At 51.0% G+C, this 18,144-nt stretch carries 9 protein-coding genes; 8 read left to right on the top strand and 1 reads right to left on the bottom strand.

The features are described 5' to 3' along the window. Nucleotide 1: 1 nt before the first annotated feature. From AC6B99_RS26570 to AC6B99_RS26540, 7 genes are all read left to right on the top strand, one after another. Nucleotides 2-2,326 carry a glycosyl hydrolase family 95 catalytic domain-containing protein gene (locus tag AC6B99_RS26570; protein WP_494864578.1) on the top strand — a complete coding sequence of 775 codons (2,325 nt, stop codon included), beginning with the start codon at nucleotides 2-4 and terminating at the stop codon, nucleotides 2,324-2,326. Between the two features lie 172 nt (nucleotides 2,327-2,498). After that, nucleotides 2,499-4,799, top strand: coding sequence for a helix-turn-helix domain-containing protein (locus tag AC6B99_RS26565; RefSeq protein ID WP_056032609.1), 2,301 nt, complete (start codon nucleotides 2,499-2,501; stop codon nucleotides 4,797-4,799). 33 nt (nucleotides 4,800-4,832) lie between these two features. After that, nucleotides 4,833-6,467: an extracellular solute-binding protein gene (locus AC6B99_RS26560; protein WP_496664630.1), complete on the top strand. Its 1,635-nt coding sequence runs from the start codon at nucleotides 4,833-4,835 to the stop codon at nucleotides 6,465-6,467. A 326-nt stretch (nucleotides 6,468-6,793) separates the two neighbouring features. Next, complete coding sequence (locus AC6B99_RS26555) at nucleotides 6,794-7,729, top strand: ABC transporter permease (RefSeq protein ID WP_496664629.1); 936 nt, start codon at nucleotides 6,794-6,796, stop codon at nucleotides 7,727-7,729. 18 nt (nucleotides 7,730-7,747) lie between these two features. Next, nucleotides 7,748-8,671 (top strand): ABC transporter permease subunit, encoded by a 924-nt coding sequence (locus AC6B99_RS26550; protein WP_494864583.1) that lies wholly within the window; start codon nucleotides 7,748-7,750, stop codon nucleotides 8,669-8,671. A gap of 98 nt (nucleotides 8,672-8,769) precedes the next feature. Further along, complete coding sequence (locus AC6B99_RS26545) at nucleotides 8,770-10,437, top strand: extracellular solute-binding protein (protein ID WP_056032604.1); 1,668 nt, start codon at nucleotides 8,770-8,772, stop codon at nucleotides 10,435-10,437. Nucleotides 10,438-10,540: 103 nt separating this feature from the next. Beyond that, on the top strand, nucleotides 10,541-16,162 hold the full coding sequence (locus tag AC6B99_RS26540) for a X2-like carbohydrate binding domain-containing protein (RefSeq protein ID WP_496664628.1): 5,622 nt from the start codon (nucleotides 10,541-10,543) through the stop codon (nucleotides 16,160-16,162). Nucleotides 16,163-16,260: 98 nt separating this feature from the next. Here AC6B99_RS26540 and AC6B99_RS26535 read toward each other — a convergent pair whose 3' ends face one another. After that, nucleotides 16,261-17,157 carry an RCC1 domain-containing protein gene (locus AC6B99_RS26535; protein WP_496664627.1) on the bottom strand — a complete coding sequence of 299 codons (897 nt, stop codon included), beginning with the start codon at nucleotides 17,155-17,157 and terminating at the stop codon, nucleotides 16,261-16,263. Nucleotides 17,158-17,505: 348 nt separating this feature from the next. Here AC6B99_RS26535 and AC6B99_RS26530 point away from each other — a divergent pair. Then, nucleotides 17,506-18,144, top strand: a 639-nt coding sequence (locus AC6B99_RS26530; RefSeq protein WP_496664626.1) for an IS110 family transposase, incomplete at its 3' end; no start/stop codon positions are given.

Genomic DNA, 18,144 nt, shown 5'->3' with positions numbered 1-18,144 from the left:
AGTGAGTCAAGCGAAGCTTTGGTACGACGGTCCGGGGGAGGACTGGAAGCAGGGATTGCCGATTGGCAACGGCCGGATTGGCGCAGTTATTTATGGCGGCAGCGAGCGGGAAACCTGGTGTATGACGGAGCTGACGTATTGGTCTGGGAAGAAGGAGCGGATAGCCGGAAACGGAGGAGGGAAAGCGGGGCTTAACCGGATGAGGGAAGCCTTCTACCGAGGCGATTATAATGAGGGAGATCGGCTCGCTAAGGAGCAGCTGCAGCCGAAGAAGCAAAATTTCGGCACTAACCTTTCCGTTTGCGATATGGTGCTGCGGTTCGGACATCAGAGTGAAGATATCATTCGCGAGCTCGACGTGGAGCAAGCTACGGCAGCGATGTCTTATTCAAGCGAAGGCCAGACGTTCACCCGCGAAGCTTTTGCAACTAATGTCGACGGCATCGTTGCAGCGCGGTTTGCGGGCGAGCAGGCAGAAAGCGTCAGCTTCACGCTCAGGGTTACCGGCCGCTCAGGACAGTTTGCGGCAGTCGCAGTAGGTGATGATTCTATCGCCTTTCGTGGGCAAGCAATAGAGGATATGCATAGCGACGGCACATGCGGTGTTTGGTGCGACGGGCTGGTGAAGCTGGTCGTACAAGGCGGCAGCGTCCAGTCAAGGGCGGATAAGCTTGTTGTGACAGGCGCAGACGAAGCCTATCTTTATTTTGCCATGCATACGGATTACGGCCAAACGGATGAGAACTGGAAAGCGCGAAGCGGGGAACAGCTCGCAGCCGCTATTGCCAAAGGCTATGATCAATTGAAAGCCGACCATGTAGCGGATTACCGCTCGCTGTATTCCCGTGTAGCTCTGGACCTCGGAGCATCCGAGGCTGCTGCGCTTCCGACGGATGAGCGCATGCGGCTGCTGCGGCAGGAGGGACATGACGATCCGGAGCTTATCTCTTTGTTTTTCCAATATGGCCGTTATTTGACGATAGCCGGATCACGCGCAAATTCGCCGCTGCCGCTGCATTTGCAAGGCATATGGAATGACGGCGAGGCGAACCGGATGGCCTGGAGCTGCGATTACCATCTGGACATTAATACGCAGATGAATTATTATCCGACGGAAATCGTCAATTTGGCAGAATGCCATGTTCCGCTCATGCACTACATTGAGCGGCTGGCGGAAGCGGGGAGACTGGCTGCCAAGGATTTTTACGACTGCGAGGGCTGGGTCGCACATGTATTCTCCAATGCGTGGGGCTTCGCGGCACCTGGCTGGGAGACGGGCTGGGGGCTTAATGTCACAGGCGGATTATGGATTGCCATGCACCTCAAGGAGCATTATGAATATGGGCTGGATCGCACCTTCTTGACGGAACATGCTTATCCGGTGATGAAGGAGGCAGCCGCTTTTTTCCTTGATTATATGGCCATCCATCCAGCCAAGGGCTGGCTTGTGACCGGGCCATCCAACTCGCCTGAGAACAGCTTTTATCCCGCGGATCGGGAGCAGGGACCGCAGCAGCTGTCGATGGGCTCGACGATGGATCAGGTGCTGGTGCGGGATTTATTCGACTTCTGTCTGGCTGCGGCGAAATTACTCGGAACGGATATTGAGCTTCAAGCGAAGCTGGAGCATGCGATTTCCCTACTGCCTCCACTGAAGATCGGCAGCAGAGGACAGCTGCAGGAATGGCTGGAGGATTACGAAGAGGCACAGCCCGAGCATCGCCATCTTGCCCATCTGTTTGCCCTTTATCCAAGCAGCCAGATCAATCCGCGCGATACGCCTGAGCTAAGCGCAGCCGCGAGGCAGACGCTGCTAGGTCGTATGACTGATGAGCTGGAGGATATTGAATTTACGGCGGTATTGTTTGCAACCGGCTTTTCCCGCCTGTATGATGGCGACCGTGCATTGTGGCATATTGCCCATCTAATCAGCGAGCTATGCTTTGATAACCTGCTAACCTATTCCAAGGCGGGAGTTGCCGGGGCAGATACGAATATTTTTATTGCTGACGGCAATTACGGCGGTACGGCGGCGGTGGCAGATATGCTGCTGCATAGCCATGCAGGAAACATTCATCTGCTCCCGGCCTTGCCTTCGGCTTGGCGGTCAGGCTCCTTCAAGGGCCTGCGTGCGAAAGGCAGCATTGAGGTGGATGCCGCATGGGGCAACAATCGGCTTACAGAAGCTACACTATACGCACATGCCTCGGCACAGGTGGTCGTTCGGTTCGGTGAGCTTGCTGTGAAGGTTGAGCTTGAGGCCGGTCAGGCTTACAGGCTTGATGCCGAGCTGCAAATATCGGAGCGTATGGCGGTAGAGCAATAAAGCAGCAGCCTGGGTAGTCCATTTTATAAAAGAAAAGACAACTACGCTTTAGTATAAAGTAGTTGTCTTTTCGCTTCGTTAGGTTATGATGTAGGTGCGGCCGTTTTTAGAATGGGATGGCAATGCTTTCGCTTTTTATGAAAGCGCTATTATATAGAGGGGTGGGTTGGCTGTGCCCAAATATACGACTATTTTTCGCAAGTTTCTGGTGTCTTATTTAATTATACTGATCATTCCAAGCATAGCGGGTTATGTGTCGTATCGCACTTCGATTTCGGTTACGCAATCCATTTCCATCGAGAATAGCGTGACCCAGCTGCAGCGCAGCCAAGAAATATTGGAGCGAAGAATGGTAGAGGTGGAAGGCTTCACCCGCCAGCTTGCTTTGAATCCCGACCTGAATAAGCTCATGAATGAGCAGAAAAAGGGAGACGAAATCAACGTCTATGGTATCTGGAGCATGGTGAAGCAGGTTACGCCATTTAGCCAGACGAATGATTTTCTGCAAAATTATTTTATATATCTAAAAAATTATGACGTTATATTCACCCAAGGCTCAGCCTACTTCCGGCCAGAGCATTATTACCAAAATTTCCACTACACGGATCTTTCGCTCGATGAGTGGAAGGATGAGGTGCTCGGAAAAACGCATAGCAGCGAGATGATGCCGCTCCGTTCGTTTTTGAGCAATAAGAAGCAAAGCTCGGTCGTCACCTACATGCAGTCGCTGCCGCTCGACAGCTTCAATGGCTCGTCGCCAGCTACAGTCGTTGTTATGATCGATGAGGAGCATATTTCCAATCTGCTTGCTGGACTGGAAGACCGCTACGGCGGCTGGGCTCACATTAGTGATGCGCAAGGAAATACGATAGGGGTGCGGGGAATTACGGAAGCAGCGGCAAGACAGCTGTCCACGTCCACTGAACTTGATCAGACGAAGCGCAGCCAATTTTACCATGACGATCTTGTCATAACGATTCAATCCGATACGAGCGGCTGGACTTATCGCGCAGGCATACCGCGTCAGGTGCTAATGGAAAATGCAAATCAGATTAAGCATATGACCTGGATGGTAACCGGCATTGCATTGGTGCTTGGGCTGCTGGCGGGGCTCTTGCTCGCCTATCGCAACAGTGTGCCAATTAACCGGCTGCTTGGCGTGATGAAGGAGCATTTCGGCAAGGACGGTTTGGCGGAGCGCAATGAATATGATTTTTTGCAGGGCAATATTTCGAAAATGATTACGAGCAATCGGCAATTGGAGCTGGAGCTTGAGCGTCAACTGCCGCTCGTTCGAGACGGCTTTCTCAAGCGCCTGCTGGCAGGCGAATTTCATACGCTGGAGGAAATTGCGGCTGCGGCGGCGCAAGCGGACGTTAGCCTTGCAGGTGGGGAAGGTTACGTGGGCATATTGCGAATAAACGGCTATTCTGGCATGGATAGCATCGATATATTAAAGGAGCTTTCTGCGGCAAGGCTGATTATGAAGCAGGCATTGTCCGAAACCGAGGGGAATTTGCTGATGACCGAGCTTGGATCAGATCGTTTAGTTATGATCTGGTTGGAGCAGGGGGAGCAGACGAGCGGGACCGATTTCCGTAAACGGTTAGATGAAGGGCTGACGGGGCTCGCACGAACAGCCTACTCCGAATACAAGGTTTCCTTGTCAGCTGCATTTGGAGAATGCTTCCACACGCTGATGGATGTCAGCCATTCGTACGAGCAGGCCGGACAAACGCTGGAGTATACAGAGCTATCCGGCATGCAAAGCATACTGTGGTTCAGTGATTCCAGCCGGGAAACGGCGACCTATTATTATCCGCTAGACATGGAGCAGCGGCTGATTAGTACGATTCGTGCAGGAGAGCCGGAGGAAGCCAAGCGGATCGTATCGACGGTGATGGACAAAAACTCGGATCAGCACCAGCTGTCTCCGGAAATGAAGCAGCAGCTTGTCGGCGAGCTGAAGGGAACGCTGCTCAAGCTGCTGGATCAGAAGGCGCTCGTCCAATCGGAGCTGCTTCATACGTTGAAAAATCAAATGATTGGCATCCAGGCAGCAGATATGCTGCCGGATATTCAGCAAGAGATCAACGGCATTATCGAAGCGTTGTGCGGCATTATTAACAGCAAGAAAAATAGTGCCCATATTCAGACCGCGGGTGACATCAAACGATTTATTGCCGAAAGTTATAGCGACTCAGAGCTGACCTTATACCGAATCGCCGAGAAGGTTGAACGTCCTGAGAAGTATATTTCACAGCTATTCAAAGAGGTGACGGATATGAATGTGTCCGATTACCTGGAGATGGTCCGAATCGAGCGCGCTGCCTCTTTGCTGCGCACAGAAGGCTGCACAGTTGACGAAATTGCCTCGCGCGTCGGCTATAACAGCTCGCATTCCTTCCGCAGAGCTTTCAAGCGGGTAATGGGCGTTGCGCCAAGCTCCTATAGGCAGTCCATTCATATCTAGGCGCCCATCAGGCGTGGAGGGAGTGAAGGAGAAATGAAGATCCGGACCGGCATGGCTGTCCTTGTGCTTATGCTTGTGGGGCTGTTGCTCCTCGTCTCATGCTCTGCTAAAGAGAGTAAACCTGTGAGCGGAGATGAAGGCACGCATGAGGAAGCGCCGACAGAGCTGCATGTATTTGCCTTACAGGAGCCGGGAATTGAGCTTCAGACAAATGATTTCACTCGTTATCTGGAGCAAAAATTTAACGTGCATTTCAATTGGGAAGTTATTTCACCAGACGGGGCAAGGGAAAAGCGGCAAATATCGCTTGCAGGCGGCGACTATCCGGATGCCTATTTTCTGACTGCCTATATGGATCAATTCTCGCAATCGGATCTGCTGAAGTACGGCAAGCAAGGCATTATCCTGCCCTTAAATGAGTTAATTGCGAAATATGCTCCCCATGTGTTAGCTGCTATGACGGAGCATTCGGAGCTCAAAGCGCTCAGCACAGCTCCTGATGGGAACATTTACGGGCTGCCAGCCTACAGCGAATGCTTCCATTGCTCCTATCCGAACAAAATGTGGGTAAATGTCAAATGGCTCGCGAAGCTAGGGATGGATGTACCAACGACAACCGAGGCATTTAAGGAAATGCTGGAGGCGTTCAAAAGCTCGGATCCCAACGGCAATGGTTTGGCTGATGAGGTTCCGCTCAGCGGCTCGACCGAGGATTTTGGCGTGCGAATGATTCCGTATTTAATGAACGGTTTTATTTATGATGATGATCGCCATTATTTAATGCTGGAAGGTGGCAAGGTTGAGACGGCTGCGGATAAGCCGCGTTGGAAGGATGGGCTGGCCTATATCAGATCGCTTTACAAGGAGGGGCTGATTGATCCGGGAGCTTTTATTCAAAATGCGGAAGCTTTAAAAAGAATCGGCGACAATGATGGTGCACCTATGCTGGGAGTGGCGGCTGGGATGCATCCCGCTATTTTCGCAGGCGAGAGCATGAACGATTATGTGCCGATTCCACCGCTTGCGGGACCTTATGCTTCCTATGCTACCTATCAAGGGGGCGGTATGCAGCCTGGAGCCAAGTTTGTCATCACGAACCGGGCGAGCAAGGAGGCGCAGCGCAAATTAATCGAAATCATTAACTATATGTACACCCCAGAAGGACAAACGACGTCGCAAAACGGTTTGGAAGGCATTGGCTGGCGAAAGCCGCAAGCCGGGGAACAGGCGCTTGGTGCAGACGTCAAGCCGTTGTTCACAAGCCTCATTCTAATCAATGAAGCAGAGTCGACCAATTCCGGCTGGAGCGGGATGGCGCATCTATATATGCCTCGGGAGTATCGCGATAGCTGGGTAGCGGGCAGCGATATGTATACGCCTGATGGCTATGAGCGCCGGCTCTATGAAGCCACGAGGCTGTATGAAGGGCATGAGCCTAAAGATATTTTTCCCTTCTGGATGTTATGGCTGGACCCGGCCGAAGCGGACGAGGCTGGCATATTGCATACGAATTTAACTAATTATATCGAACAAAGCACATTGCGCTTCATTACAGGCGATTGGGATTTAGACAACGATTGGGACGGCTATGTAGCAGGCTTGCGTGATATGAGAATTCATCGGTACGTGGAGATTATGCAAAGGGCTTATGATCTATATAAAAAATAAAATTTGTAAACCGGCTGATGGTTGAGCCGGTTTTTTTCGTATGTCCGTTGTTATTGAATAGGTCAGGACAAAAGGTTAGTTCAGACCAACTGCTTTAGATTAAGCCTATCCTCACTTGCTTCCCCCGAAGCTGCCGCAAAATGTACGCCCCACAGCCAATTGTCCCCCTGAAAATGGCGTTATTGTACGCTAAACGACGCAAGTGTACCTGTCGCAAGCGAGGCTGAATCCCCTATGATCAAGCGTATAGAAAGCGCTATCATTCATCATCAGGCAGTGACTTAGGGGGGATTGTTCTGGAGAAAGAGGTTGTACTGGAGCATCAAATGTTAAACGGCGGTGTTAAGCGAAGAGTGACGGAGGAAGCGGCAAGAACCTTAAGGAAACATTGGCAGCTCTATTTGATTGTTATACCGCCGGTGTTGTTTTTCCTTATATTCAAATATTATCCGATGCTTAATGCGGTGCTGGCGTTCAAGGACTATAACGTCATTAAAGGGATCTGGGGCAGTCCGTGGGTAGGCTTCAAAAACTTTCAGCTGTTTTTTGATAATCCGATGTTCTGGCCGCTCGTCAAAAACACCATTTTCGTCAGCGGCTATTTGCTGCTCGCCGGTTTCCCGGTGCCGATTTTGCTGGCACTTATGTTAAATGAGGTGGGCAGTGGCAGATTCAAGCGGCTGGTCCAGCTCGTTACTTTCGCGCCGTATTTTATCTCGACGGTCGTCATGGTATCGATTATTATGCTGTTTCTTGCGCCGCGGCTTGGCTTTGCCAATGTGGCTCTGAATTTTTTTGGTTTGGATTCCATCAACTTTCTCGGCGAGGCCAGCATGTTCCGTTCGATCTATGTATGGTCTGATATTTGGCAGACGGCAGGCTATTCGGCGGTCATTTATTTGGCGGCGCTGGCGGGCATCGATCCAACGTTATATGAGGCAGCCAAGGTGGACGGCGCTTCGCGCTTTCAAAAGATTGTGCATGTGGACATTCCCGGCCTGCTGCCGACGATTACGATAATCCTCATTTTGAATGTGGGCAGCGTGATGGCGATTGGGTTCGAGAAAATATATTTGCTGCAAAATCCGCTGAATATGGTTCATTCAGAAATTATTGCCACTTATGTATATCGAATTGGGCTGCTTAATGCCAATTACAGCTTTGCAACCGCAGTCGGCTTGTTCAACTCGCTTATTAATTTGGTGTTGTTGGTTACGGTGAATGGCTTGGCCAAACGCTTAACGAAATCGAGTATCTGGTAGAAGAAGGGGAGTACGCCTATGGCAGCAACAAAACCAGCAGGGCAGCAACGGCCGTTCAGGCTGAAAATCAGAGAATCGGCTGGTGACAGGCTGTTCCTGTTCATCATTTATACGGTGCTTTCACTTGTGCTGCTCGCAGTCATTTATCCACTTATTTATATTTTGAGCAGCTCGATTAGCAGCCCGGCCGCGGTGACTTCTGGACGTGTCTGGCTGTGGCCCGTCGATATTTCCTTCCGCGGCTTTGAGGTGTTGTTCAATACCCCGCAAATTATGACGGGCTATGGCAATTCGTTGTTCTATACGACGGCGGGAACGCTGATTAGCGTAGCGCTGACGGTTATGATCGCGTATCCGATGTCGCGCAAAACCTTTTTTGGCCGTGGCGTTATTATGATGCTGATCACGTTCACCATGTTATTCAGCGGCGGCCTCATTCCAACTTATATGGTAGTCAAAGAATTCGGCATGATCGACTCGCGTTGGGCGCTGCTCATTCCGAATGCGATCTGGGTATGGCAGGTGATCATCGCCCGTTCTTTCTTCCAGTCGTCGATTCCCGATGAGTTGATGGAAGCGGCCGAAATTGATGGCTGCAGCGATCTCCGGTTTATGCGCAGCGTCGTCATTCCCTTGTCCAAGCCGATACTCGCCGTGCTGTTCTTGATGTATGGGGTAGGCCAGTGGAACGCCTATTTCGATGCGCTTATTTATTTGAAGTCAGCCAATCTGTTTCCGCTCCAGCTTGTGCTGCGCAGCATCATCATTATGAATAATACCGCAGGCGTGACGGACGCCCTGAAGCAAGTGGAGCGCCAGCAGCTATCCGAGCTGCTGAAATACTCGCTGATCGTCGTAGCTACGCTGCCGGTGCTTATCATTTATCCGTTCGTACAGAGGTATTTTGTGCAAGGCATGCTTGTCGGCTCGGTCAAGGGCTGATGCTCAACTGGAGAATGAAGGGAGGTGAGGCTTGGGATCGGAAGCGCGAATGCAAGGCAGACAGCCATTATTATGAGATGAAAAGGGAGCGAACAACAATGAAGAAGAGACTGTTAGGCCTGCTCGCCATTGCAGTGGTAGTTAGCATGATGCTTGCTTCATGCTCGCAGAACAATAAGCCCGCGGGCAGCGCGACGACTGCGCCTGATTCGCAATCGGAAGAGACGGGAAGCACCGCACCGGTTGAAATTACGATGTTTGCCGTGCAGGAGTCGGGCATTGATCTGACGACTAACAAGTTCACCAAATTCGTTGAAGAGAAGTTCAATATGAAGTTTAAGTTTGATACGACACCACCGGACGGGGCAAAGGAAAAACGCCAAATTTCGCTCGCAAGCGGCGATTATCCGGATGCTTACATGCTTCCGGGCTATATCGATCAATTTTCGCAGGCTGATGTATTGAAGTACGGCAAGCAGGGCGTGATTGTACCGTTGAACGACCTGATTGAGCAATATGCGCCGAACATCAAAGCTGCCATGGAAAAGGACGCAGATTTGAAAGCGTTTAATACTGCCCCTGACGGCAATATTTATGGTCTTGTTGCATACAGCCAATGTTTCCATTGCTCGTATCCGAACAAAATGTGGATCAACACGAAATGGCTGGATAAACTCCAGCTTGAAATGCCGAAGACACCGGAGGAATTTAAAGCGGTGCTGAAGGCGTTCAAAACCCAAGATCCAAATGGCAACGGAGTTGCCGACGAAGTGCCGCTCAGCGGCTCGATCGAGGATTTTGGCGTACGTGTTATTCCATTCCTAATGAACGGCTTCGTCTACGATGATGATCGCAACTATTTGAACATGACGGGCGGCAAGGTGGAATCGGCGGCGGTGAAGCCGGAATGGAAAGAAGGGCTGAGCTATATCAAATCCCTGTATGATGAAGGGCTGATTGACCCGGGCGCATTCGCGCAAAACGCGGAAGCGTTCAAAAAAATCGGCGAAAACGGCGATTCGCAAATTTTGGGCGCGGGAGCGGGCATGCACCCAGCTATTTTCATAAATATCGACGCTGGCAACAAAAATTCGGCCGATTACAATCCGGTACCGCCGCTTACTGGACCACATGGCTCCTATGCAACGCATGATGGGGGAGGCGTGGCTCCTGGCGCCAAGTTTGTCATTACGAATAAAGCATCCGAAGAGCAGAAAATCGCCTTGATTAAGCTAGTCGATTATATGTTCACGCAAGAAGGCCAGACCAATGGCGCCTCCGGCATGGAAGGCATTGACTGGAGAAAGCCGAAGGATGGCGAGGTTGCGCTTGGCGAAGGCGTAATACCGCAAATTGCCACGATTCCTGCCGCTGAAGGCGAAGCCCCTCGCAACGCGGGCTGGAGCGGAACCGCCCATTTCTATATGCCGAAGGAGTACCGGGACAGCTTCGTTCAAGGGACGGATATTTATGATTCCGCCAGCTACGAGCGCAGATTGTATCAGGCGACACTGCTGTACCAAGGCCATGAGCCGAAGGAGCTGTTCCCGCTGTGGTCGATCTGGGTCGATCAGAACGAGGTGGACGAAGTAAGCATTTTGCAAACGAACATTAAATCTTACATTGAGCAGAACGCTTTGCAATTTATTACCGGCAACAAAAGCTTGGAGAAGGACTGGGACGCTTATGTGAAAGGCTTGAAGGATCTGAAAATCGATCGTTATCTGGAAATTTTGCAGAAAGCATATGACGCGTCGTTTAAATAATACAGCGGATACAGCGGATTAATTAGCAACATAGAACGGACAGGATCAGGTTATTATTGCGAGATAATGGCCTGGTCCTATTTTCTGAAAAAGGAGCTTAATTATGATCCCATTCATGAAAAAAATACAGCCTTGGCTGCTCGTTGTCGTTCTGCTCACGATGCAGCTTGGACTGGTAGCGCCTTACGGAAATGTAGCGAAAGCTGCGGACAATGGACTTGCCCAGAAGCCTTACATGGGCTGGAGCAGCTACAGCATGCAGGTGTATACGAACAACGGCCACTGGATTACCGCTGATCAAATCAAGGCGCAGTCCGATGCGATGCACGAGAAGCTGCAGCCTTACGGCTATGAATACATTAATATCGATGCGGCCTGGAACGGTGACATGGATGGCTACGGGCGGCCGATTCCAAGTACGACCCTTTATCCAAACGGCTTGCAGGAAGTGATCGACCATATTCACGACAACGGACAAAAGGTAGGGCTGTACGGTATTCCGGGCATGTCGCCGCAGGCCTATGATCAGGATTTGCCGATTTACGATGCGCCGGGCTGCACCATGCAGGATATTGCTGCGCAGCCGCTGCAAGAATCGGACTACTGGGGTCTCGGCTACAAAATCGATTTCAATCAGCCATGCGCACAGAAGTATATTGATTCGATTGCCAATTTATATGGTGAATGGGGAATCGACTTCCTCAAGTTCGACAGTGTGACGCCGGGTTCTGGCATATCGGATCTGTCGCTTGATGCGCGCGATGACGTCAAAGCATGGTCGCAGGCGCTTGAGCCGCACAATATTTGGCTGGAGCTTTCATGGGCGCTGGACATCAAATACATCGACTACTGGAAAAAATACGCCAACGGCTGGCGCGTAGATTGGGATGTGGAGTGTTATTGCGGCACTGGCGGCTTGACGGTATGGTCAAGCATTGCCCGTCTCTTCCCGAAAGCCGAACAATTTTGGCGCCATGCCGGGCCGGGCGGCTGGAATGACTTCGATTCCTTGAATGTTGGAAATGGCTCGATGGATGGCCTGTCTCAGGATGAACGCAGAACAGCCATGTCGTTCTGGGCACTGTCATCCGCGCAATTGTACATTGGCAATGACATGACCAACCTCGATGCTTATGGGCTAGAGCTATTGACCAATGAAGAGGTCATCGCTGTTAATCAGGCAGGCCGACCGGGACATCCCGTATCTACAGCTGCCGAGCAGCAAGTATGGTATGCCAACAATGGCGATGGCACCTATACCGTTGGACTGTTCAATCTGGGAAATTCGGCGGCAACGGTAAACGTGGACTGGAGCGATATCGGACTGGAGGGGCCAGCCAAGGTACGCGATCTGTGGACGCATCAGGATTTAGGTACATTTAACTCAGGCTACAGTTCGGCAAATTTGGCTTCGCATGGTTCGAGATTGCTGAAGGTTACGTCGCTTGGCGGAACTTCAATCGCTAACGATGACGATACTGGCTTTAAGTATACGGGGGATTGGACGCGCAATGGAGGGCAGGAGCTTGCCGGCGGCGCACAAAACCTCGTTATCGATGTAGGCAATGCGGCAGCACAGAGCAGCAGCATCGCTCCTTCAACGGCCAGCTTCAATAAAAAGCAATCCGAGCAGGCTGATGTCACAACGACATTGACGCTGAATGGCAACACGCTGGCCAGTATTTCGGCGGGCGGGACAGCGTTAACGGCAGGTACGGATTATGTGGTGAACGGGAACGAGGTGACGATTAAAAAGGAGTATTTGGCGAGCAAGGCAGTTGGTACGCTGAATCTCTCCTTTGCATTTAGCGGCGGATTGCCGCAGACGCTATCTATTGCGATTAATGATTCGACCATTAGAGACAGCCGGGTGACTCCGTCAACGGTCAGCTTCGATTTGTTGCCGTCTGCGCAAACGGATGTAACGCTCACAACGGCGCTCAATGGCAATACGCTGACAGACGTCAAGCATGATGGCAATACGCTCGCAGCAGGAACTGACTATACCGTAAGCGGCAATACGCTGACGCTCAAGAAACCGTGGCTTGCTGCGCAGCAGGCGGGAACGAAGGCACTCACCTTTACCTTTAGTGCGGGAGCGGAACAGACGGTATCGCTTGTCATTCAGGATACAGCAGTTGGCGGATCGTTCACCCTGAACGATGATGATTCATCCATCGTCTACACTGGAGGTTGGAATCGCAGCTGGAATCGTGGACTTGGCGATTATATGGATGATGTGCATTATGCCGAAGTGAATGACAACGATTATTTTTCGTATACGTTCACAGGCACGGGAATTGAATTTATTACGGAGCTTGACCCATCCCAAGGTGCAATCGACATTTATATCGACGATCAATTTCAACGGACGATCAGTACGTACCATATTGGAAGACTGGCGCAGAAGCCTGTGTTTAACATCACTGGCCTGGCTGACGGTACGCATACCCTTAAAGCGGTGAAAAAATCAGGTTATTTTCTTCTGCTCGATAAGCTACGGGTACTTCTGCCTGATCTTGTAAGCGCAGCGGGCGGCGGATTCGACAAGGCAGCGGGTCAGCAGGCAGATTTGGTCTTTACGACGACAGGAGCTCGCAGCGGCTTCGGCGGCATTTCAAACGGTGCAGCAGCTCTGACAGAGGGAACAGATTACACCGTATCTGGCAATGACATTACCTTGAAGAAGGAATATATGGCGGCACAATCAATTGGTACAACAAGCTTGACGTTTTCGTTCGCAGGAGGGGCTGTGCAGACGCTTGCTGTAGCTGTCAGCGATTCAGCGGCGGCAAACAGCACGATTAGCCCTTTTGAGGCGAGCTTTGACAAAAAAGCTTCCGCCCAGACCGACGTTGCTGTGGCATTGACGCTGAACGGAAACACGCTCTCGGGCATCAGCAACCATGCAGCGGCTCTGACAGCGGGCACGGACTACACCGTATCCGGCAACGATGTGCTTCTTCACAAAGCGTACCTTGCCAGCCAGCCGTTAGGCACAACAAGCTTGCGCTTTGATTTTAGTGCGGGGGCTCCGCAGACGCTGGCCGTCGAGATCACCGACACCACTGGGCAGAACAGTACGATTAGCCCAAGCACACTAAGCTTTGATCATAAAGCGGCGGCACAAGCAGATATTGCGACGACGGTTAGTTTGAACGGCAATACGCTAACTGGAATTGCTAATGGCGCGACAGCGCTGCAAGAGGGAACAGACTACCAGCTTTTCGGCGACCAGCTCACGATACGCAAGGGCTATCTTGCCCAAATGCCAAATGGCATGACGAATTTGACGTTGTCCTTCAGTGGCGGTGCTGAGCAAACGCTGGCCGTTGCCATTAGCGATTCTTCCAGAGGCCGCTATGTGGCAGTCAACAACGATGACAGCGAGATTTCGTATAAGGGCGCCTGGCAGCATGGTCGCAACAGAGGTCTTGGTGATTATAAGGACGACGTCCATTACACGGAGACGACGGGCGATTATTTGGAATATACGTTTGAGGGCACAGGCATTACGTTCATAACCGAAAAAGATTCGTCCCAAGGCGATATGGACATCTATATTGATGGCGTATTCCAGCAAACGGTCAGCACGTATTATCCTAGCCGCCAGGTGAATCAGACCGTATTTGTCGCCGAAGGCCTGACACTGGGCGAGCATACGCTCAAAGCGGTCAAAAAATCCGGCTACTACATGCTGATCGACCAATTGAAATTCCGAATGGCGGATATGATTACCCCGGATACGGGCAGCTTTGACAAAACCGCGCAGTCGGATATAACAACAACGCTTCAGGTTGATGGAAGCAATCTGCTGGGTGTGAAGAATGGCCATGCAACGCTCACGGCTGGTGTGGACTATATCGTTTCGGGCAGTGATATTACGATTAAGAAGGAATATTTGGCATCGCAGCCTGATGGAGCTGTGAGCTTAGCCATCTCTTACCGTGGCGACTATCACAACGATCTGCACAGTACAATGACCAATGGGGATTATGCCGAATTTTCGTTTACTGGCACAGGCGTTGCCCTGATTGCGCCAAAATCAGCCGTTCAGGGTGATGTTGATATTTACATCGATAACATATTCCAACAAACGGTTAGCGCCGTCAACGCAAGCCGATTTACGCAGCAGGAGATTTACGCAGTGACCGGCCTGGCTGACACCGTTCATACGATTAAAGCGATGAAAAAAACAGGGGATTACATGCTGCTGGACGGCGTTAAGTTTGCAGTAAGTGGTCAGCCGCAGCCATCGGCAACGCCAACCAGTACGCCATCAACCGTACCGTCGACGGGGCCAACAACGACGCCAACCAGTGCGCCGACAACAGTACCGTCAACAGAGCCAACAGCGACGTCAACACCAGCACCATCTATAGAACCTGCGACGCCAACACCAGCACCAGCCGGAGGGGGAGGGGCAACCACTGCTCCTCCCGCATCGGGGGGGAACGGTACGGCTCCATCATCGGAGCTGATTACAGTTGACGTAGGGAAAGGGATCAAAAAGACCATCAACAGAACGAAGCAGGTGGGCGGCAGCAAGCAAGATGAGCTTGCGCTGACAGCAGAGGAGGCTAGCAAAGCGGCGGCAAGCGCGGCGGCATCAGGTGCGAAGGCTGTGAACATTAGCATTCCAGACACGCTGGATGAAGTTGGTGAAACAGCGTTTAAGCTTCCCAAGGATGCGGTCAAAACCTTGACGACAGCAGAGGTTGGGCTGCAGTTATCTACTGCTAATGCTGTTATTGCGGTCGGCAGCGGCACATTAGCGGGGTTGCAGGATGAGCTGTATTTTAAGCTGGCACCAATGAAGGACGTTGTTAAGCAGCAGGAGCTTGCTGGTCAGGCGAATCGCCAAGCAGCCGTCAGCATTGTCACGGGTGATAGTGAGGCGACGGTTGTTGGTCGTCCGATGAACATTGAAACCAATTTGCAAAATGCGGAAGTTACGATTATTTTACCGTTAAAGGGCATTAAGCTTGAGGAAGCAGAGTGGCAAAATCTAGCCGTGTATATCGAGCATAGCGACGGAACGAAGGAACTGCTCAGGGGGACTGTCGTACCCTACAACGATCAGGGCGACAAAGGGCTTGCATTTACCGTAACCCAATTCAGCTTGTTCACGCTGCTTCATATATCGGGGCTGGACCAGTCTAGTCTAGGCATCGCTTATATGAAAGGCTACGAGGATGACACGTTCAAGCCGGACAATCGGATTACAAGGGCGGAGATGGCCGCCATCCTGTCCCGTGTACTGACGCGCCATAAGGCGGATACGGCGAATATAAATTACGCGGATGTAGCTGCAGGGTATTGGGCTAAGGAGTATATAGCCGACATGACCCAGATGGGTTTAATGAAGGGATATGGCAATGGGACATTTAGAGCTGGCCAATCTGTTACGCGTGCTGAGATGGCACGGCTTGTGTCGCAATTGCTTGTGAGCGATTCGGACTCGCAATCCAGCAAAGGTTTTAGCGATGTAGCGGGGCATTGGGCGCAAAGCGATATTATGAAGGTTCAGTCCTACGGCTTTATTAACGGCTATAACGATGGCACGTTCAAGCCGAATCAGGCGCTAACACGCGCGGAAGCAGCTACCATTATCAACAAGGTGCTGGGTAGGCCAAATGCGAACGCTTCGGTACAGTTGTTATGGAAGGATGTTCCAGCTTCTCATTGGGCATTCGGAGCAATTGCCGCAGCATCGCTAGAATAGTTGAAACGGGTCCTCCTGCTGTCAGGGGACCCGTTTTCTCGATAGCTTAATAGAAATAAGGTGCAGCTACCTTAGTAACTGCACCTTATTCTGTTCAACTAATTGCCGGGAAGTTGGATTCCATGCCAGCCGCTTACATCGCACTGGCCGTATTCATTATCACCCACAGCTACAACTGTGCCATCCGATTTAAGGCCAAGAGTATGAGCGCAACCTGCCGCAACCGCCACTATATCCCGCCAGCCACTTACATTGCATTGGCCATGCTCATTCCAACCCACAGCCGCCACTGTGCCGTCCGATTTAAGCCCGATTGTATGATTACTCCCCGTCGCTATCGCGACCATACTGTGCCAGCCGCTCACATCGCATTGGTCATGCTTATTCCAACCCACAGCTGCCACCGTGCCATCCGATTTAAGCCCAACGGTATGAAGGTAACCAGCTGCCGCCACCACTATGTCGCGCCAGCCGCTTACATTACATTGGTCATATCGATTATTACCCACGGCCACCACCGTGCCATCTGACTTAAGCCCGACAGTATGCCAGTCACCCGCCGCTAGCGCCACCATATCCCGCCAGCCGCTTATATTGCATTGGCCTTCATTATTTCGACCCACGGCCACCACCGTGCCATCCAATTTAAGCCCAATGGTACGACGCCAACCCGCTGCTACCGCTACAATATCGCGCCAGTCATTTACATCGCATTGGTCATGCTTATTCCAACCTACAGCTGTCACCGTGCCGTCCGATATAAGCCCGATGGTATGAGCATTACCCGTGTTCGTTGCCATATGCACATTACCCGCCGCAACCGCCACCATATCGCGCCAGCTGCTCACATCACATTGGCCATATTTATTATCGCCCACAGCCGTCACCATGCCGTCCGATTTAAGACCAACAGAATGACGCCGACCAGCTGCTATGGTATCTTTAGGCCACCGCTTCTCCATTAACGCCGCTTCAATTAGTGAAGTGTAATCCATGATTTACCTCCTTGAAAACAAGACCTATTTTTTATCAGTTCATGCTCCTTGCGAACTTCGCAAACACCTCAACTGGGTCGCTAAACTATCGTTACCTGTCGTATTATGAGGTCAGCCAGTTATTACTGGTTGACCACTTTTTATTTTGGTGGTGTATTTGTCAGTAGCCGGGGCAGATCGGTCGTTCCCCTGGGTCCGTAACCCGTCGCTAAAACTGATCGCCCCCCTACTTATAGAAACCATGTTTAAGCTGGTTGAGACGAACAGATCTCGCATAACAAGCGATGTTATGGAACTATGAGCAGTGCTTAGGGGTGCCGGCAATATACATGAGAGGGTGAGTTTTTCATGAATCCAGTCATTGGCCTGGATATTTCAAAAGGTAAAAGTGATGGACAAGTTTTCTTAGACAAAGGCCAGCCCTTTGGACATCCATTTTGTTTTCAGCATAATCAAGATGGTCTTAAGCAGCTTCTAGACGTCATTACCAACGTGCAGATTAAGGCTGAAAAGGCCCCGATTGTTATTTTGGAATCCACGGGCCACTATCACCAAGCTGTTATACAGTATTTAGAGGAGCACGGCATCTTGTTCTTAGTCGTAAACCCTCTCATTTCACATCAAGCCAAGAAATCAAGTCTACGCAAAGTGAAAACGGATGCGGTTGATGCCTTCCGGCTATGTGAACTGTATTACAAAGAGGAATTTGAAGACCATAAAAAACGTGGCGTTCAATTATTGAATCTTAGACATTTAACGCGTCAGTATGACTCTCTTACGCAAATGTATGTACAGGTAAAACTTCAGTTCCAAGCCGTTTTAGATCAGGTTTTCCCAGACTACAGAGGTATCTTCGGTGACCTCTATTCCAGAGTCTCTCTGCAACTTCTTAAGCAATTTACGACTCCTACTGCCTTTCAAGTTGCTGGAGAAGCGAATATCGCCAACACAATTACATGCCTATGCCCAAGTCGATCTGATCGCTGG

This window comes from Paenibacillus liaoningensis (assembly GCF_059609455.1).
This window is presented reverse-complemented; position numbering and strand designations above follow the sequence as displayed.

What these genes read in the sequence shown, in the direction of transcription:
- AC6B99_RS26560 (WP_496664630.1), top strand. Translation starts at nt 4,833, where the DNA reads ATGAAGATCCGGACCGGCATGGCTGTCCTTGTGCTTATGCTTGTGGGG.
- AC6B99_RS26555 (WP_496664629.1), top strand. Translation starts at nt 6,794, where the DNA reads ATGTTAAACGGCGGTGTTAAGCGAAGAGTGACGGAGGAAGCGGCAAGA.
- AC6B99_RS26550 (WP_494864583.1), top strand. Translation starts at nt 7,748, where the DNA reads ATGGCAGCAACAAAACCAGCAGGGCAGCAACGGCCGTTCAGGCTGAAA.
- AC6B99_RS26545 (WP_056032604.1), top strand. Translation starts at nt 8,770, where the DNA reads ATGAAGAAGAGACTGTTAGGCCTGCTCGCCATTGCAGTGGTAGTTAGC.
- AC6B99_RS26540 (WP_496664628.1), top strand. Translation starts at nt 10,541, where the DNA reads ATGATCCCATTCATGAAAAAAATACAGCCTTGGCTGCTCGTTGTCGTT.
- AC6B99_RS26535 (WP_496664627.1), bottom strand. Translation starts at nt 17,157, where the DNA reads ATGGATTACACTTCACTAATTGAAGCGGCGTTAATGGAGAAGCGGTGG.